Origin of the sequence: Halomonas sp. KM-1 (assembly GCF_000246875.1) — a bacterium.
GTDB lineage: Bacteria > Pseudomonadota > Gammaproteobacteria > Pseudomonadales > Halomonadaceae > Halomonas > Halomonas aerodenitrificans.
On sequence record NZ_BAEU01000047.1, the window covers coordinates 17,250 to 34,359 of the forward strand.

17 protein-coding genes are annotated in these 17,110 nt (G+C 62.5%); 12 read left to right on the forward strand and 5 right to left on the reverse strand.

The annotated features are described in order from the left end of the window. Positions 1-67 precede the first annotated feature (67 nt). From ribF to B8115_RS04355, 11 genes are all read left to right on the forward strand, one after another. A complete protein-coding gene (gene ribF, locus B8115_RS04305) occupies positions 68-1,147 on the forward strand; it encodes a bifunctional riboflavin kinase/FAD synthetase (RefSeq protein WP_010626523.1) in 1,080 nt (359 codons plus the stop codon). A 10-nt stretch (positions 1,148-1,157) separates the two neighbouring features. After that, positions 1,158-4,001 (forward strand): isoleucine--tRNA ligase, encoded by a 2,844-nt coding sequence (gene ileS, locus B8115_RS04310; protein ID WP_010626524.1) that lies wholly within the window; start codon positions 1,158-1,160, stop codon positions 3,999-4,001. After that, complete coding sequence (lspA, locus tag B8115_RS04315; RefSeq protein ID WP_010626525.1) at positions 3,994-4,524, forward strand: signal peptidase II; 531 nt, start codon at positions 3,994-3,996, stop codon at positions 4,522-4,524. The genes ileS and lspA overlap by 8 nt, the downstream gene beginning before the upstream one ends. An 81-nt stretch (positions 4,525-4,605) precedes the next feature. After that, positions 4,606-5,052, forward strand: coding sequence for an FKBP-type peptidyl-prolyl cis-trans isomerase (gene fkpB, locus B8115_RS04320; protein ID WP_010626526.1), 447 nt, complete (start codon positions 4,606-4,608; stop codon positions 5,050-5,052). Positions 5,053-5,132: 80 nt separating this feature from the next. Beyond that, positions 5,133-6,110 (forward strand): 4-hydroxy-3-methylbut-2-enyl diphosphate reductase, encoded by a 978-nt coding sequence (gene ispH, locus B8115_RS04325; RefSeq protein ID WP_010626527.1) that lies wholly within the window; start codon positions 5,133-5,135, stop codon positions 6,108-6,110. 163 nt (positions 6,111-6,273) lie between these two features. After that, entirely contained in the window at positions 6,274-6,687 is a 414-nt protein-coding gene (locus B8115_RS24050; RefSeq protein ID WP_010626528.1) for a type IV pilin protein, read from the forward strand. 5 nt (positions 6,688-6,692) lie between these two features. Then, a complete protein-coding gene (locus B8115_RS04335; RefSeq protein WP_051004596.1) occupies positions 6,693-7,127 on the forward strand; it encodes a GspH/FimT family pseudopilin in 435 nt (144 codons plus the stop codon). Between the two features lie 8 nt (positions 7,128-7,135). Further along, the gene (gene pilV, locus B8115_RS24055) at positions 7,136-7,561 is read left to right on the forward strand and encodes a type IV pilus modification protein PilV (RefSeq protein WP_010626530.1); all 426 of its coding nucleotides are present in this window, start codon (positions 7,136-7,138) and stop codon (positions 7,559-7,561) included. An 8-nt stretch (positions 7,562-7,569) separates the two neighbouring features. Beyond that, positions 7,570-8,181, forward strand: a complete 612-nt coding sequence (locus B8115_RS04345) for a PilW family protein (RefSeq protein ID WP_010626531.1) — start codon at positions 7,570-7,572, stop codon at positions 8,179-8,181. A 17-nt stretch (positions 8,182-8,198) separates the two neighbouring features. After that, entirely contained in the window at positions 8,199-9,362 is a 1,164-nt protein-coding gene (locus tag B8115_RS04350) for a PilX N-terminal domain-containing pilus assembly protein (protein WP_158409634.1), read from the forward strand. A 354-nt stretch (positions 9,363-9,716) separates the two neighbouring features. Beyond that, positions 9,717-10,880 (forward strand): hypothetical protein, encoded by a 1,164-nt coding sequence (locus B8115_RS04355; protein ID WP_010626533.1) that lies wholly within the window; start codon positions 9,717-9,719, stop codon positions 10,878-10,880. Between the two features lie 27 nt (positions 10,881-10,907). On the opposite strand, the gene B8115_RS24060 is transcribed toward B8115_RS04355, so the two are convergent. After that, entirely contained in the window at positions 10,908-11,030 is a 123-nt protein-coding gene (locus B8115_RS24060) for a hypothetical protein (RefSeq protein ID WP_274517413.1), read from the reverse strand. A 150-nt stretch (positions 11,031-11,180) separates the two neighbouring features. On the opposite strand from B8115_RS24060, the gene B8115_RS04360 reads away from it, so the two are divergent. Further along, a complete protein-coding gene (locus B8115_RS04360) occupies positions 11,181-12,410 on the forward strand; it encodes a cation:proton antiporter (RefSeq protein ID WP_010626534.1) in 1,230 nt (409 codons plus the stop codon). Here B8115_RS04360 and B8115_RS04365 read toward each other — a convergent pair. The 4 genes from B8115_RS04365 to B8115_RS04380 all read right to left on the reverse strand — a co-directional run bounded on the left by B8115_RS04365 (position 12,407) and on the right by B8115_RS04380 (position 17,033). Beyond that, complete coding sequence (locus B8115_RS04365; protein WP_010626535.1) at positions 12,407-14,056, reverse strand: alpha/beta-hydrolase family protein; 1,650 nt, start codon at positions 14,054-14,056, stop codon at positions 12,407-12,409. The genes B8115_RS04360 and B8115_RS04365 overlap by 4 nt on opposite strands. A 31-nt stretch (positions 14,057-14,087) precedes the next feature. Further along, the gene (locus B8115_RS04370; RefSeq protein ID WP_010626536.1) at positions 14,088-15,203 is read right to left on the reverse strand and encodes a phosphatidylserine/phosphatidylglycerophosphate/cardiolipin synthase family protein; all 1,116 of its coding nucleotides are present in this window, start codon (positions 15,201-15,203) and stop codon (positions 14,088-14,090) included. A gap of 130 nt (positions 15,204-15,333) precedes the next feature. Continuing rightward, a complete protein-coding gene (locus tag B8115_RS04375) occupies positions 15,334-15,663 on the reverse strand; it encodes a hypothetical protein (RefSeq protein ID WP_010626537.1) in 330 nt (109 codons plus the stop codon). Positions 15,664-15,791: 128 nt separating this feature from the next. Further along, positions 15,792-17,033 carry a ribonucleotide-diphosphate reductase subunit beta gene (locus B8115_RS04380; protein WP_010626538.1) on the reverse strand — a complete coding sequence of 414 codons (1,242 nt, stop codon included), beginning with the start codon at positions 17,031-17,033 and terminating at the stop codon, positions 15,792-15,794. Between the last annotated feature and the right edge of the window lie 77 nt (positions 17,034-17,110).

Here is a 17,110-nt window from a genome sequence, read left to right on the forward strand (position 1 = left end):
GGAACTGGGGTTCGCTATAATCTTCCCCTTTGTACGTTTTTCAACCAGAAGGCTTAGTGAAGACTGAATGGAAGTCATTCGAGGACTGCACAATCTGCGCGAGGAGCATCGCGGCTGCGTGGCCACCATCGGCAATTTCGATGGCGTACACCGCGGCCACCAGGCGATTCTCGACCAGTGCCGCGAGCAGGCCTCGAAGCTGCGCCTGCCGGTCACGGTGGTGGTGTTCGAGCCCCAGCCGCGAGAGTTCTTCGCCGGTGATCAGGCGCCGCCGCGGCTGACCCGCCTGCGCGAGAAGGTGCGCCTGCTGGGCGAGAGCGGGGTCGATTACGTGCTCTGCCTGCCGTTCAACGAGCGCCTGCGCAGCCTCACCGCGGTGGAATTCATCGACCGCGTGCTGGTCGAAGGGTTGGGAGTACGCCACCTGGTGGTGGGTGACGACTTCCGCTTCGGCTGCGACCGCAGCGGCGATTTCAGCCTGCTGGCGGAAGAGGGGGAGCGGCGCGGGCGTGAAGGCTACGGCGTCGAGCACACCCGCACCTTCGCTCTGGACGACGAGCGTGTCTCCAGTACCCGGGTGCGCACCCTGCTGGCCAGCGGCAACTTCGCCCAGGCGGCACGTATGCTGGGCCGGCCCTATCGGCTCGGCGGCCGCGTGGTCGCCGACAAGCAGTTGGGGCGTACCATCGGCGTGCCCACGGCCAACCTGCCGCTGCCGCGACTGCCCCTGGCGCTGCGTGGCGTCTACGCAGTGGTGACCGAACTGCCCGACGGGCGCCGCTGCCCCGGCGTGGCCAATATCGGCTGGCGTCCCACGGTGGGCAGCGACCGGCCGGTGCTGGAGGTGCACCTGTTCGACTTCGACGGCGATCTCTACGGACAGCGGCTCACGGTGTTTCCCTGCGCCAGGCTGCGCGGCGAGGTGAAGTTCGACGACTTTGCCGCTCTCAGGCAGCAGATCGCCGCCGACCAGGCGCGCGCCCGGCGCTATTTTGCCGATGAGAGCCAGTTTACCGATGAGTGCCAGGGGGCCAGGGAGCTTGGCCTGACAGACGACTCACTTCCATTGGCTTCGGCGCCGCTGGCGCGCGAGACCGTGAATTTCGAATCCTCGGCGGGACGTTCCGCCGACCACGACGACGGCTGACTCCCAGGATATGAGCGACTACAAGCACACACTGAACCTGCCCGAAACCGACTTCCCCATGCGCGGCAACCTGCCTCAGCGCGAGCCCGGTCGGGTGTCGCAGTGGCAGGACATGAAGCTCTACCAGCGCCTGCGTGAAGAGCGTCGCGGCCGCGAGACCTTCGTGCTGCACGACGGCCCTCCCTACGCCAACGGCAGCATCCACATCGGTCACGCCGTCAACAAGATCCTCAAGGACATCATCGTCAAGTCGAAGAATCTGGCCGGCTTCGACGCCCCTTACGTGCCCGGTTGGGACTGCCACGGTCTGCCCATCGAGCACAAGGTGGAGACCACCCACGGCAAGCACCTCGAGCCCGAGCAGGCGCGGGCCCTGTGCCGCGAGTATGCCGCCTCGCAGATCCAGACCCAGCTCGCCGACTTCGTGCGTCTGGGCGTGATCGGCGACTGGGACCACCCCTACCGCACCATGGATTACGCCAACGAGGCCGGCGAGATCCGTGCCCTGGCCGATATGGTCGAAGCCGGCTATGTGTTCAAGGGGCTCAAGCCGGTCAACTGGTGCTTCGACTGTGGCTCGGCGCTGGCCGAGGCCGAGGTGGAGTACCAGGACAAGAAGTCCGATGCCATCGACGTGGCCTTCCCGGCCGCCGACGAGGCCAAGCTGGCTGCCGCCTTCGGTCTGGCGTCGCTGCCCAAGCCCGCCGCCATCGTGATCTGGACCACCACGCCCTGGACCGTGCCGGCCAACCAGGCGCTCAACGTGCATCCCGAGTTCACCTACGCTCTGGTCGATACCGGCGAACGCCTGCTGGTGCTGGCCGAGGAGCTGGTCGAGAGCTGCCTGGAGCGCTACGAGCTCCAGGGCGAAGTGATTGCCACCGCCAAGGGCCAGGCGCTCGACCTGATCGAATTCCGCCACCCGTTCTATGATCGCCTCTCGCCGGTCTATCTGGCCGACTACGTCGAGTCCGAGGTGGGCAGCACCGGTATCGTCCACTCAGCACCGGCTTACGGCGTCGACGACTTCGTCACCTGTCGTGCCCATGGCATGGCGTTCGAGGAGATCAAGAGCCCGGTACAGGGCAACGGCGTCTATGCCGACGACCTGCCGTTCTTCGGCGGCCAGATGATCTGGAAGGCCAACCCGCAGATCGTCGACAAGCTGCGTGAGGTCGGTGCACTGCTGGCGCACAAGGTCATCACCCACAGCTACATGCACTGCTGGCGCCACAAGACCCCGGTGATCTACCGCGCCACCGCGCAGTGGTTCGTGGGCATGGACCTCAAAGGAAAGGACGGGCGCACCCTGCGTGAGCGCGCCCTGGAAGGTATCGAAGCAACCCAGTTCACGCCGGCCTGGGGTCAGGCGCGGCTGCACGCCATGATCGCCAACCGTCCCGACTGGTGTATCTCGCGCCAGCGCAACTGGGGCGTGCCGATCCCGTTCTTCCTGCACAAAGCCACCGGCGAGCTGCACCCGCGCACCGTCGAGCTGATGGAAGAGGCCGCCAAGCGCGTCGAGCGCGAGGGCATCGACGCCTGGTTCCGCCTCGATCCGGTCGAGCTGCTGGGCGACGAGGCGGCCCAGTACGAGAAGGTCACCGACACCCTCGACGTGTGGTTCGACTCCGGCACCACCCATCGTCACGTGCTGCGCGGCTCGCACCTCCACGGTCACGAGAGCGGCCCGCGTGCCGACCTCTACCTGGAGGGCTCTGACCAGCACCGCGGCTGGTTCCACTCCTCGCTGCTGACCGGCTGCGCCATCGACGGCCACCCACCGTATCGTGGCCTGCTCACCCACGGCTTCACCGTCGACGCCCAGGGCCGCAAGATGTCCAAGTCGATGGGCAATGTGGTGGCACCGCAGGAGGTGATGGACAAGCTGGGCGCCGATATCCTGCGCCTGTGGGTCGCTTCTACCGACTATTCGGGCGAGATGGCGGTCTCCGACGAGATCCTCAAGCGCACCGCCGATGTTTATCGGCGTATCCGCAACACTGCGCGCTTCCTGCTGGCCAACCTCAACGGCTTCGATCCGGCCCGCGACAGCGTAGCCTTCGGCGACATGCTGGCGCTGGACCAGTGGGTGGTGGATCGCGCCGCCCAGCTTCAGGCACGCATCGAGAAGGCCTATGAGGAGTATCGCTTCCTCGACGTCTACCAGCAGGTGCACACCTTCTGCTCGCGGGAGCTCGGCGGCTTCTACCTCGACGTGATCAAGGATCGCCAGTACACCACCCAGGCCGACTCCCTGGCCCGGCGCAGCTGTCAGACGGCGCTCTACCACGCGGTCCAGGCGCTCTCGCGCTGGGTGGCGCCGATTCTCAGCTTCACCGCCGAGGAGATCTACGAGAACATCCCCGGCACCAAGGGCGATAGCGTGCTGCTCGAAAGCTATTACGAAGGGCTTGAAACCCTGGCGCCGGACGCCGAGCTGGGACGCGAGTTCTGGGAGCAGGTACTCGAGGTCAAGCAGGCGGTCAACAAGTGCCTGGAGGATGCGCGCAATGCCAAGGTGATCAAGGGCAGCCTGGCCGCCGAGGTCACGCTGTTCGTCGATGACGCCCTCGCTGCCACCCTGGCCAAGCTGGGCGAGGAGCTGCGCTTCGTGATGCTGACCAGCGAAGTGCGCCTGGCGCCGCTGGCGGAGGGCCAGAACGTTGAAGGTGCCGAGGCCACCGAGCTGGCGGGCCTGAAGGTGGCGGTGGCTGCCAGCTCGCACCAGAAGTGCGAGCGCTGCTGGCACCATCGCGAGGACGTCGGCAGCCACGCCGAACACCCCGACCTGTGCGGTCGCTGCATCAGCAACCTGCCGGAGGGGCCGGGTGAGACTCGCCACTATGCGTAACAAGCAGGATGACAGCGGCACTTCGGTGCCGCCGATGAGCAAACCGCTGCGCTGGCTGTGGCTGGCCTTCGCTGTGGTACTGCTGGACCTGGGTACCAAGGCGCTGATGTCCAGCGTGCTGAATTATGGCCAGCCGGTGGAGGTGCTGCCGTTCTTCAACCTCACGCTGCTGCACAACACCGGCGCGGCCTTCAGCTTCCTTGCCGGTCATCCCGGCTGGCAGCGTTGGTTCTTCGCCATCATCGCGGTGGGCGCCACGGTGGGCCTGACGATCTGGATGAGCCGACTGAAGGCCGACGAGAAACTGCTCGGTGCCTCGCTGGCGCTGATCATCGGCGGGGCTCTGGGCAACCTCTACGACCGTCTGGTGCATGGCTACGTGGTCGATTTTCTCTCCTTCCACGTAGCCGGTTGGTACTACCCGGCGTTCAACGTGGCGGACATCGGCATTACCCTGGGGGCCATCGGCCTGATCTGGGAATCTGTCTTCGAGGGCCGCAAGCAGTCCCGGCGGCGCGGCTGAGCCCAGCTGCTATGCTGCTTGGCAAAGCCTCGACCAAAAATGCATGAGCGAACGCGTAGGACCGACTGAGCGAGAGCAACGATGAGCGAATTTCGCATCGACGAGGGCATGGAAGTGACGATTCACTTCACCCTCAAGCTGGAGGACGGCACCGTGGTCGACTCCACCCGTGAGAAGCAGCCGGCCACTTTCCAGGTGGGCGACGGCAACCTGCCGCCGGGCTTCGAGCGCCCGCTGAAAGGGCTGGTAGGGGGCGAGAGCGGCAGCTTCGAGATCGCTCCTGAGCATGGCTTCGGTCAGCGCAATCCACAGAACGTGCAGATGCTCAGCCGCGACGACTTCGAGGAAATCGAGCCCGAGGTGGGCACGGTGATGTCCTTTGCCGACCCCGCCGGCGGCGAACTGCCCGGCGTGATCATCGCCGCCGACGAGCGCAACGTGGAAGTGGACTTCAACCATCCGCTGGCCGGACGTACCCTGACCTTCGAGGTCGAAGTGTTGGATGTCAGGCCCGCGCAGACACACTGAGTTTGTTAACGACGAGACTCAGCGCTTTCTACGTTTTATCTGTTTCTACCGATGCTCCGACGCATCAAGGCGACGTAACCATGCAAGCTAACTCCGTGCGAATCCGACTGGCCAATCCTCGCGGCTTCTGTGCCGGTGTCGATCGCGCCATCGAGATCGTCAATCGTGCGCTGGACGTCTTCGGCCCGCCCATCTACGTACGCCACGAGGTGGTGCACAACCGCTTCGTGGTCGACACCCTGCGCAGCCGGGGTGCCATCTTCGTCGAGGAGCTCGACGAGGTTCCCGACGACGTCATCGTGATTTTCTCTGCCCACGGCGTTTCCCGAGCGGTGCAGGAGGACGCCGAGCGGCGCGGTCTGAAAGTGTTCGACGCCACTTGCCCGCTGGTCACCAAGGTTCATATGGAGGTGCTGCGCTACGCCAAGCGTGGTCAGGAGTGCATCCTCATCGGCCATGCCGGGCATCCCGAAGTCGAGGGCACCATGGGGCGCTACGACACCACTCACGGTGGTGCCATCTACCTGGTGGAGGACGAGGAAGACGTCGCGCGCCTGGAAGTGAAGGATCCCGCGCGGCTCGCCTTCGTCACCCAGACCACCCTCTCCATGGACGATACCGCCCGTGTGATCGATGCCCTGCGCGCCAAGTTTCCCGAGATCGAGGGGCCGCGCAAGGACGACATCTGCTACGCCACCCAGAACCGTCAGGATGCGGTGCGCGAGCTTGCCGCCGGCTGCGAGCTGCTGCTGGTGGTGGGCAGCCCCAACAGCTCCAACTCCAACCGCCTGCGCGAGCTGGCCGAGCGGGTCGGCACGCCGGCCTATCTGATCGACGACGCCAGCCAGATCGACCCGGCCTGGTTGCAGGGCGTCAGCGCCGTCGGTATCACCGCCGGGGCCAGCGCGCCGGAAGTGCTGGTCAAGGGCGTGATCGAGCGGCTGCAGGGGATGGGAGCTCTGGCGCCGGAGGAGCTCGCTGGCCGTGAGGAAACCATCACCTTCTCGATGCCACGCGAGCTGCGTGAGCGCGTGATCGCCAGCGATTCGCTATCCTGAGCAGGCACGAAGCAAGGATCTCAACCCCGAGGCATGAGCTGACTCATGCTGCACGAGACGACCGAGCCGGGCCTGCCCCGGCTTTTTTCATGACGCTCCTAGCAGGTGGCGTTGTCATGATACATACTGAAACCAAGTGTAACCGAACGCGGAGGAGCGCCGAGTGACCCGCTACGCCAGCCACGCTCGACGACATCCCCGGCACGCCCCGGTCAGCGCGCAGGGCGGCTTCACCCTGATCGAGCTGATGATCGCGGTGGCCGTGATTGCCATCCTGGCGTCGATTGCGGTGCCTAGTTACCGGGGCTATGTGGAGCGTGCGACGCGCACGGATGCCCATGCCGGCCTGATGGAAGCAGCAGGCCAACTGGAACGCTGCTACACAGTCAACAACTCCTACGCCAATTGCAACGTCATCACGAACTCCCCCGACGGAAATTACGGCATCAGCCTGGCGAGTACGGCCTCGACCTATACCCTCACGGCAGCGCTTAACAGTGGCCGCGGCCCCGATGGCTGCACCGGCGCCTTGACCCTGAACCACCAAGGGGTGAGAAGCCCTGCAGGCTGCTGGTGAATGCCATGAAGAACTCCGGCTTCACATTGATCGAACTGCTGGTGACGATTGCGGTGATGGCAACCATTGCGACGATTGCGGTGCCGGGCTTTCAGGGCATGATGGCCAGAAATCAGCTGGCGGGTGACTACAACGTGGTTCTGACCGGTCTCAATCAGGCCCGCAGCGAGGCCATCAAGCGGAGGGAAGAGGTAACCTTTCGTGTGACCCAGGCGAGCCCCTGGGAGTACCGGATCACGACCGCTGACAACAGTGACCTCGCCATCCGCTCCGCGCGGGGCGGACAGGTCAGTCTCACGAGCACGAACATTACCTTCAACGCCCTGGGACGACGTGCGAACTGCACGTCGGGCTGCGACATCACGATAAACCACTCCGGCGCCGGCAGCCTGGATCTGCAGGTCAGCACCACCGGCCGCATCGGTAAGCCGACGAGTTGAGGAGCGCCATGCAACGCCATGCTCAATCGGGTTTCACTCTGCTGGAGGCACTGATTGCCGTTCTGGTGCTCTCCATCGGCCTGCTGGGCGTGGCAGCCATGCAGCTCAGGGCCTTGCAGAGTGCCCATATGGGCTACCAGCGTGCGGTGGTCAGTCTGGCCGCCATCGACGCCCAGGAAAGGGCCTGGGCGGAGCTGTCACTGTCAGAATCTGACCCCAAGAGCTGCCCCGACGCGTCAATGATGCCGTATATCAGAGGCGCTTGGCTCAGTGAGTGGTTTGGTGTGGGACGGGTGCTGACCAATGCCGGGAGTACTTTCAACAGGGCCTCGGAGTGCGAATACACCGTATCGATAGAATGGCAGGAGACGCGCTACTCCATCGGCGAAACCGGGGATGCCTTCGTTTACCAGTTCCGGTTGCCAGAGCTATGACCAGAGCCATGAAAGACATCCGTTACAGGCTGTCATCAGCCACCGGTCCAGGGGCATCGCGTCGTCAGGCTGGCTTCACCCTGGTCGAGCTGATGGTGGCAATGGTGATCGGACTGATCATCATCCTGGGCGCCGGGCAGCTGTTTCTCATGGGGTTCCAGACCTTTCGCCAGATCGAGCTGCTGAGCAACAAGCAGGCAGCATTGACCTTTGCTACGGAATTGCTGATAAGGGATATACGAAGATCTGATAATGGGGCGGTAGCATGGAATGACTCTAGCAGAACTCTTACAGTAGAGTTCGATTCGCCTGGAGGGGTGGATGGTTGTAATTTAGAACAAAGAGTACGGCGAATTTATAGTCTTTCATCCACCAGTACACCTCAAGAAGGATTTTCACTTTTGTTGACCCAAACTTGCAATGGTTCAGGGGCAAACACGGAGCCTGTTGTTTCAGCTTTTGCAAGCGGTGGCTTCGAGGTAGATGATAGTGATGGTGATAGTGGTATCTATATCGTGACTTTTTGTCTAATGTCTGAGCCGGGCAACACAGAATGTGATAATAATTCCGAGTTTGACTTTCGTGCGGTCAACCGAAGTCAGGCTGTCACAGCGCCTTGATGGCGAGGGGGTGGTGCATGAAGCAACAACGTGGGGCGGCACTCGTGGTGGTGTTGTCGATGCTGGCAATGTCGCTCATGCTAGGCCTGTCAGGCATGCAGTCGTCATTGATTGAAGAGCGTTTGGCTGGAAATTACAAGGCAACTGCAGATGCTCAGATGGCTGCTGAAAGAGCAGCGTCATCGGGCTGGGAATATATATTAAGTGAGAGTTTTGATGAGGGGTGGGTTAGCTTGTCCGACTTGTCTGTTTCCAGTCTTGAAAGCTTGACATGGGAGGGCATGAAGAGTGGGATGGATGGCGGGTGTGTCCCACCTTTAAGCTGCTATTATATTTATGTTGAGGATGGTGTTGAGAATTATATTGTGGCAATGGGTGGTGTTGGTGATGGTGAATTGGCAGTAAGTGAGTTGTTGATTGTTGAGATTGATTATTCTGTTGGTAGTGCTGGTTTGATTGCTGGTGCCGAGGCGGCGTTGACATGTGTAGGAGATGGCTGCGGATTTTTTGCCAAAACCCCACCGACTGTGGTAGACGGCAGGGATTACAAAGCGGACGTCGATACTAAGGGTAAAATTGAGAGCGGCGACCTTAATCTGGATGATGATGGCAATGTTGTTTACAAGGCTTCCTATATAGTGCCAAGTGGTAGTGTGGATTTGGGGAAAGCCTCTGTCACTGGTGAGCAGGTTTATAATGAATTTCGCTATGATGGTATGGAAGGGCGTATTAGCGAAACCTGGAGTGGCGAGGATGGAGCCGAGAAGAGAATAAAGACGGATATTGATAACCTGGTCGAGCTCGGTAAGGCCGGGGATGAAAGAATTGCATATTGGGACTCGAGCTCTGAGGGGGATTTTGCAATGCCCACCACTGGGATAGTCGTGGTCGATGGGACAGATTTGGTTATGGATGTTCCTGGTAACTTTAAATTTACTGGGCTGATCGTTGTCAGGAATGGTTCTTTTGATCTCAGGCCAGCTCAAGGTGCTGGCACAGTGGCCGTTGTCGGAGCCATTTTTGCCCAAGATGCAAGAGTTGATATGCAAAATGGTAACCCTTCTTTGCTTTATAGCTCTGAAGCCTTGTGTTTAGTGGGAGCAATAGCCTGTGAAAATGGAAATGACTCTGATGGAGGGAATGGGGGGGCTAGAGTAATAGAAATAAAAAGTTGGTATTGATTTTGATGTTTGCAATTTTTCTTGAGGATGGCCCGTAGACAGCGATAGCATGGGGCATGATAACCATGGTTTTCTGGGCTGGAGGCTATGATCGTCGAAATGGTAACACCAATCTATATGGCAAAACGTGGCAGTCATCTACATCCATAGCAATGGTAGTATCTTTACGCTAATGCAAATAACGTGAAAAATACGGGCACGCACATACCGTTCGATCCACGCCTGCTGGCCCGGAACTGAAGCACATGGCGATACGTTCCTCACTGGCCTAACCTGAAAGTACACGAATGCCCGACACTCCTACGCCCGCATGGCGCGGTCAGGGCATTTGACGTTCTTGCCAGGGAGGCACGCATGCACCAGCAGCAAGGTGCCGCGCTTATCATCGTTCTGTCGCTACTCTCCATCACCTTGATGCTGGGCCTGTCGGGCTACCACTCGGCCCTCGTCAACGAGCGTCTTGCCGGTAACCATCGTGCGGCCAGCCTGTCGCAGATGGGCGCCGAGGAGGCCATTTCCTACGCCTGGGGCGAGGGGGGCGAGCATCTCACCTCGGCCGATTTCGTCTCCGCAACCTCTCTAGAGGCGCTGACCGCCCAAGGCTGGTCGTCGTTCTATCCCGGCAGCCGTGCCGGGCCTTGCCGTGGCAACCTGCGCTGCCCCTTTCGCTACGTGAGGGTCGGCGGTCAGTATTTCATTGTCAGCATGGGGGCAATACGGGAGGGTGACCACACCGTGGCTAGCAGCATGCCCGTGGTCGCGCGAGTGGAGTTCAGAGAAATTCCCGCCCCGGCCTTCACCCGGGGCCTGCTGAGCGCAGGGTATATCACGGTGACCGGCAACTCCTCGCTCACCCCGGCCCGTCGTGCCGACGGCAGTATCGACCCCAACGTAGTGCATGCCAACAGCATCGTCAGCATCAGCGTGCCAGAGGCGCAGAGGGCTTACATCACCTCGGGGGCCGACAGGATGGTGGAGGTACCGCTACCCGGCCAGCGCCCCGGTGGCGAGGACATGTCTCAGTGCACCCGGACCACGCCGCCGGCCTATTGCTACAAGCGCTACGATCCGACCGTTTTCGACGAATACCGCGACCGCCCCGGCGCGATCCATAGCTGCAACGTCAATCTCAATGCGTTGCCCACCAACACCACGGTGTTCTGCCAGGGCAACCTCTCCGTGGGGAGCGGCAGCGTGGAAGGCCGACAAATCACCCTGGTGGCGACCGGCAGTGTTTCCATGAGCGGCTCTACCACCACGTCACCGCCCGATCGGGCGGAGATCGGCCTGTTCGTGGTCGCGGGGGGTAATATCGAGTTTTCGGGCAGGACCGACAACTACGGGGTCTTCTGGGCCGGTGGCCACGTGCGCCAGAGCGGTACTTCGCGGCTCTATGGCTCCATCGTGGCGGGGGATTACATTCAGAGCAGCGGTGGTATCACCTTCACCAGCATCAACAACGTGACCAATAGGGATGCATACATCGAGGCGGAGCCGCGTATCGTTGCCTGGCAGTGAAAGAGCCTCCCCGAGAGACCCTTGTGTTCACTGCCCGCTGGGCTTGCGATAGTGCCCCGGCACGGTCACCTTTTCGCCATCGGGTAGTCGACGCACATGGGTGGGAACGTAGATACGCCTGATGACACTCTTGCGGGTCTTGTCGTCCATCCTGCTGCCTCCAATTTGATTGAAGATGAAACTACTTTAAGGCAGGTCGGGTATTTCGCGCAACGCCGGTCGTGTATGTCTATGCGATTTACGCCGGCGGCGCCTTTGCCTAGGTTATGAGTAGCTGGGCAAGGAGCCAAGGGAGTTAGCATGGAGCAGCTGAACGTCGCACTCGCCGTCGTGGGTGGGCTGGTACTAGTCGTGGGCCTGCTGTCGAGCCCGCTGGACCGCTCCTGGCTTTCCGCCCCGCTATTCGCCTTCCTGTTCGGTGTGGCGCTGGGCCCCCATGGATTGAACGTGCTCGATCCGATGGCGTGGGGCGATGGCAAGCAGATGCTCGAGCAGACGGCTCGCCTGACCTTGGGCATCAGCCTGATGGGCATCGCCCTGCGCCTGCCGCCCAGCTACCCCTTCGCGCATTGGCGCTCACTGCTGGTGCTCTTGGCCGTGGGCATGCCGGCCATGTTTCTGATCAGCTCGCTGCTCACCCATTGGATCATGGGCTGGCCGCTGCTCATGGCGCTGCTGGTGGGTAGCGCCATCTGCGCCACTGATCCGGTGGTGGCATCTTCGATCGTGACCGGCAGCGTGGCCAAGGAGAACCTGCCCGAGGACTTCCGACACCTGCTTTCCAGCGAATCCGGCGCCAACGACGGCCTGGCTTATCCGCTGGTACTGCTGCCGGTGCTACTGCTGACCCTGCCCGCTGGCGATGCCTGGTTCGACTGGTTCATCACGATCTGGCTGTGGGAGGTCGGCGGCGGGATATTGATCGGGGTGGCACTCGGTTGGGCGACAGGGCGGGCGCTGCAGTGGTCGGAGGAGCGCGGCTTTCTCGATCAGCCCTCCTTTCTCTCGATCACCCTGGCCCTGACGCTGCTGGTACTGGGCTTGGGTTCGCTGCTGAATACCAACAGCATTCTCGGGGTCTTTGCCGCGGGCCTGGCCTTCGACCAGGAAGTGGGGGGCAAGGAGCGCAGCGAAGAGGACAACGTGCAGGAGGCGGTAAACATCCTGCTGACCATGCCGATCTTCGTGCTGTTCGGCTTGATTGCGCCCTGGGCCGAGTGGCGGGCGCTGGGGCCGCAGGGGGTGCTGTTGGCGCTGCTGGTGCTGTTGCTGCGCCGTCTGCCGGCGGTTCTGCTGCTTCGCCCCTGGCTGCCCGCGATGCGTGATCTGCCGCTCACGCTGGTCATGGGCTGGTTCGGCCCCATCGGGGTATCGGCGCTCTACTACGCCACCTTCATATCGAGCCGAACCGGCTACGACCTGGCCTGGACGGTGGGCACTCTGATCGTTGTGGCGTCCATGCTCGCCCACGGCATGACCGCGGCGCCGCTGGCCTATCGCTACGGGCGCTGGCGGCGTGGCAAGAGTTAACGTGCCTCGCGGAAGTGCTCCCTCAACCGTGCCAGCTCCTCTTCGCTCCACCCGTTCGGCTCGGTAAGCGCCACCCAGGCATCGAAATAGTGCTCGGCGGCGATGGTATGTCCGTAACCGGGAGGTGCCCGGCCAACGGCCAGATCGCCGAGCAGCTGCAGCATGGTCACCACCGGGTACCAGCGCAGCTCGGGCAGCACGTCGGGAGCGCGCGGCTCACGCAACCACTCCGGCTCGCGATAGAGAATGCGCGGCTCGAAGAAGGTGATGGGGTCGCTGCCGTACTGCAGGTAGGCGATGCGGAAATCGCCCCAGGCGCCATTCGCGGCGTCCAGACCCTGGTACTGATTCATGAATCGCACCACGGCACCGTCGCGGAAGGTGGGCAGCCAAGAGGGCGAGCCGGCATCCCGCTCCTGGGTGACTGTGCGCCAAGTGTCACTGCGAAAGGGCGGGCCGCTCCACAGGGCACCGTGGAAGGGATCGTCGATGATGTCGTAGAAATCGAATGACAGGTCCGAGTTGAGCGAGCCGAGGCTGAGGCCATGCAGATAGAGCCGGGGACGCTCGTCCTCGGGCAGCCCGCTCCAGTATGCATAGACGGTGGTGAACAGGGCGCGGGCGTTCTCGGCGCCGTACTCCCCTTCGACGAGCAGCGCCAAATGGCTGGGCAGGTAGGAGTACTGCATGGTGGCCGTGGCGATGTCGCCGCGGTGCAGATACTCCACCGTGTTCAGTGCCGCCGGATCGACCCAGCCTCTTCCGGTAGGTGTGGCCAGCACCATCACCGAGCGCTCGAAGGCGCCGACCCGCTGGAGCTCCTGCAGCGCCAGTTGGGCGCGCTCCGCGGGTGTATCCGCTGCACTCAGCCCTACATAGACGCGTACCGGATCCATGGCCACGGCCTCTGCATCCATGAAGGCACCTATGTCATCGGCGGAAGGGCTCTGGGTAACGAAACGCCTGCCGCGTCCGCCGAGCGCTTCCCAACTGATCAGCGAGTGCTCGCTGCCGGTCTTCATCGGATCGGTGGGCGGCGGCAGGTCATCCAGTATCAGCTCGTCGATCTGCTGAAAGGAGTTGTCGGCGGCGCGCAGGGCCAGGGTGAAGATGACCCCGTCGATGACCGACCAGAACAGCGCTGCGGCAGCGATCACGCCCAGCAGGTTCGAGATCCGATGCGGCACGAAGCGGCGCATCTTGCGGGCGAGAAAGCGGAAGGTCAGGCGGAACAGCTTGACCAGCAACCACAGCAGGGCGAACAGTGTCAGGGCGATCAGGCCGATGCTGATGGCGCGTATGCCACTGACCTCCTCCAGCCCCATCAGGTCGCGGATGCGGTTCTGCCAGGCTGAGGCCTGCCACAGGAAAACCGCGGCGATGAGCGTACAGATGCCGGCCGCCGACAATTTGATGATTCGCTCGATGTGCGAGCGGGGGCGCGGCAGCTGCAGGTAGTCCCACAGCCAGTGAGCGATAAAGCCCAGCGCATAGCCGGCGGAGAAGGAGAGCCCCGAGACGATACCCTGGGCGTAGGTGGGCCGTGGCAGCAGGCTGGGGGTGAGCGAAAAGGCAAACAGCAGCGTGCCGAGTAGAAGGCCAGCCGTCGAAAAATGCCTGAGAGCGCTGCGGATTCTCGGGTGCATGGGGCTCATCTATCTAGTAAATGGGCGAATCTTAACGCAACCCTGCCAGCCAGGTGCTGACGAGAGCAGCGAAACGTTCGCGATAGCGCTGCGCGCTGGAGCGCTGGGACCACTCTTCCAGGCGTACCGGCTTGCTGTCGCCCATGTGGCTCTCGAACAGTTCGGTCAGTTCTGCGGCGAAGCCGGGATGCTCCACTTCCACGTTGGCTTCGAGATTCCAATGCAGACTCCAGTGATCGAAATTGCACGAACCCACGGTGGCCCAGTCGTCGACGATACAGAACTTGGCGTGGGTGAAGCGAGGTTGATACTCGTAGATATGAATGCCAGCGTCCAGTAGCTCGCCGAAGTGGCGCTGACCGGCATAGCGCACGCTGGGGTGATCGTGCCCCTTGCCGGCCACCAGCAGGCGCACGTCCACGCCGCGCTGGGCGGTGTCGCCGATTAGCTTGCGCAGCTGCCGTGAAGGCAGGAAGTACGGCGTGTACATCCACAGCCGCTGCTTGGCCATGGCCATGCGTTGATGCAGCGAGTGCCGAATCGACATGTCGCTCGGTCCCTCGTTGTGCACCAGGCGCGCCGGCATTTCCCATTCCCGGGCGGAGGCGGATGCGGCGGGTCGCTCTCTATCGATGGGCGCCTTGTCGCCACGGGTACGGGAGGATTCCCAAAGGTCGGCGAAGAGCCTGATCCAATCTTCCACCACCGGTCCTTCGGCGCGCACCACCACGTCGAACCAGTCGCCCAGGTAGTCGTCGGTGAGGCAGTAACCGCCGGTATAGGCGACGCGACGATCGACCAGCAGCAGCTTGCGGTGGTTGCGATTCAGATTGCGCCGCAGCCGCCGCATCATGAACGGGTTGTAGTGGCGCAGCGCCACGCCCGCCGCGGAGAGCCGCTCACGGTCACGCTGACCCAGGCTCACGGCACCGAAACTGTCCAGCACCACGTGCACCGCGACGCCACGTTGCGCGGCGCGCTCCATGGCATCGAAGAAGCGGCGGGTCATGCGCCCCGATTCGATCAGATACTGCTCGAACCACACCGACTCCTCGGCCCTGTCAATGGCCTCGAGCAGCTCGGGGATGAAGCGCTCGCTGTCGGGTATGAGAGTGATGCGGTTGCCGTGCTTCCAACTGGGTTCCATTGCGGCTCTCCTTGCCGTTGCCAATTTCCTAGCCCAGAGGGTAGGGGGATACGGCGATCACCACAACGACAGGAGCGTCTTGCAGCAGGGGCCAGGCCGAACCGCCAGCCTGGCCATGAACCGCGACGCCTCAATGATAACGGTTGGGCAGGCGCGTGAAGCGTACCGGCGGGCTGTACTTCTCCCCCTCGGGAGCTCGCTCTGGCGCCGGACGCACCCGCCAACCGCGGGAGATTGCCCACTCCTTGAGCTCGCGATAGTCGAGCAGCGGATATTCGCGGGTGTAGGGATTGGGCGATGTCGAGGGAAAGGCGAAGGCCACATGGGGGTAGAGGGCCAGGGCGTTGGGGCCGCCATGGGCGGTCAGGGCCTGGTCGAGGGCCGATTGCCAGGCCGTGGCGTCGCGCGGGAGCCGAGCCGTGGTGGGCAGTGCATGGTCTTGCAAAGGGTGACTTGCCATGACGTATACCTCACTTGGAAGAGATAGTGGGTCCTGGTTGGCTACATAAAGGCCGGTGACTCCTTGGTCTTGCTTGGTAAGTGCTTGGTAAGCGCCCCACTCGTCACGAGTGGGGCGAGAGAGTGCGATCAATCCCAGCTCAGCGCGCCGCCGACCTGATATTCGGTGACCCGAGTCTCGAAGAAGTTCTTCTCCTTGCGCAGATCGATGATCTCGCTCATCCACGGGAAGGGGTTCTGCGCGCCGGGGTACTGCTCCTTCAGGCCGATCTGGGCCAGGCGGCGGTTGCAGATGAAATGCAGGTACTCCTCCATGATCGCCGCGTTCATGCCCAGCACGCCGCGGGGCATGGTGTCGCGGGCGTAGGCGATCTCGAGCTCGGTGCCCTCGAGGATCATCTGGGTCACTTCGTCCTGGAACTCGGGCGTCCACAGGTGCGGGTTCTCGATCTTGATCTGATTGATCATGTCGACGCCGAAGTTCAGATGCATCGACTCGTCGCGCAGGATGTACTGGAACTGCTCGGCAACGCCGGTCATCTTGTTGCGCCGACCCATTGAGAGGATCTGGCTGAAGCCGCAGTAGAAGAAGATGCCTTCGGTCACGCAGTAGAAGGCCACCAGGTTGCGCAGCAGCTCCTGGTCGGTCTCCGGGGTGCCGGTATTGAAGTCGGAGCGCGCCAGCGACTGGGTGTGCTTGAGGCTCCAGGCCGACTTGGCGGCCACCGACGGCACCTCGCGGTACATGTTGAAGACCTCGCCTTCATCCATGCCCAGCGACTCCACGCAGTACTGATAAGCGTGGGTGTGGATCGCCTCCTCGAAGGCCTGGCGCAGCAGGTACTGGCGGCACTCGGGGTTGGTGATCAGGCGATAGAGCGCCAGCACCAGATTGTTGGCCACCAGCGAATCGGCGGTGGAGAAGTAGCCCAGGCTGCGCTCGACGATGCGCCGTTCGTCCGGGGTCAGGCCATCCTGGCTCTTCCACAGGGCGATGTCGGCGTTCATGTTCACTTCCTGGGGCATCCAGTGGTTGGCGCTGCCGTCCAGATACTTCTGCCATGCCCATTCGTACTTGAAGGGGACGAGCTGGTTGAGGTCGGCGCGAGCGTTGATCATCTGCTTGTCGTCGACCTGAATGCGCGCCGCGCCCATCTCCAGCTCCTCGAGGCCGGCGGCCACGTCGAGCTCTTCCAGCGACTTGCGCGCCCGCGCCAGGCGGTCGCTCTCGGCCACCTGGTAGTTGCCGCCGGATTCCTTGACCTCGTTGGCCGGTGCGGGCTGCGGCTTGGCGGCAGGCGCCGGCGCGGCCTTGGCCGGCTGCTCGGCGACGGTGGTTTCGTCCTCGTGGAACTCGTCCCAGTTCAGCATTTCACTTCACCTCGGATTCTTTTGGGGCCGTAGATGGATTCACCGCTCGAGGCTCATGCCGGGAGCAAGCCCCGAAG

Coding starts and splice junctions, on each gene's coding strand:
- B8115_RS04345 (WP_010626531.1), top strand. CDS start 7,570: ATGAAAGACATCCGTTACAGGCTGTCATCAGCCACCGGTCCAGGGGCA.
- lspA (WP_010626525.1), top strand. CDS start 3,994: ATGCGTAACAAGCAGGATGACAGCGGCACTTCGGTGCCGCCGATGAGC.
- B8115_RS04350 (WP_158409634.1), top strand. CDS start 8,199: ATGAAGCAACAACGTGGGGCGGCACTCGTGGTGGTGTTGTCGATGCTG.
- B8115_RS04335 (WP_051004596.1), top strand. CDS start 6,693: ATGAAGAACTCCGGCTTCACATTGATCGAACTGCTGGTGACGATTGCG.
- B8115_RS04375 (WP_010626537.1), bottom strand. CDS start 15,663: ATGGCAAGTCACCCTTTGCAAGACCATGCACTGCCCACCACGGCTCGG.
- ileS (WP_010626524.1), top strand. CDS start 1,158: ATGAGCGACTACAAGCACACACTGAACCTGCCCGAAACCGACTTCCCC.
- B8115_RS04370 (WP_010626536.1), bottom strand. CDS start 15,203: ATGGAACCCAGTTGGAAGCACGGCAACCGCATCACTCTCATACCCGAC.
- ribF (WP_010626523.1), top strand. CDS start 68: ATGGAAGTCATTCGAGGACTGCACAATCTGCGCGAGGAGCATCGCGGC.
- ispH (WP_010626527.1), top strand. CDS start 5,133: ATGCAAGCTAACTCCGTGCGAATCCGACTGGCCAATCCTCGCGGCTTC.
- B8115_RS04365 (WP_010626535.1), bottom strand. CDS start 14,056: ATGCACCCGAGAATCCGCAGCGCTCTCAGGCATTTTTCGACGGCTGGC.
- fkpB (WP_010626526.1), top strand. CDS start 4,606: ATGAGCGAATTTCGCATCGACGAGGGCATGGAAGTGACGATTCACTTC.
- B8115_RS04355 (WP_010626533.1), top strand. CDS start 9,717: ATGCACCAGCAGCAAGGTGCCGCGCTTATCATCGTTCTGTCGCTACTC.
- pilV (WP_010626530.1), top strand. CDS start 7,136: ATGCAACGCCATGCTCAATCGGGTTTCACTCTGCTGGAGGCACTGATT.
- B8115_RS24060 (WP_274517413.1), bottom strand. CDS start 11,030: ATGGACGACAAGACCCGCAAGAGTGTCATCAGGCGTATCTACGTTCCC.
- B8115_RS04380 (WP_010626538.1), bottom strand. CDS start 17,033: ATGCTGAACTGGGACGAGTTCCACGAGGACGAAACCACCGTCGCCGAG.
- B8115_RS04360 (WP_010626534.1), top strand. CDS start 11,181: ATGGAGCAGCTGAACGTCGCACTCGCCGTCGTGGGTGGGCTGGTACTA.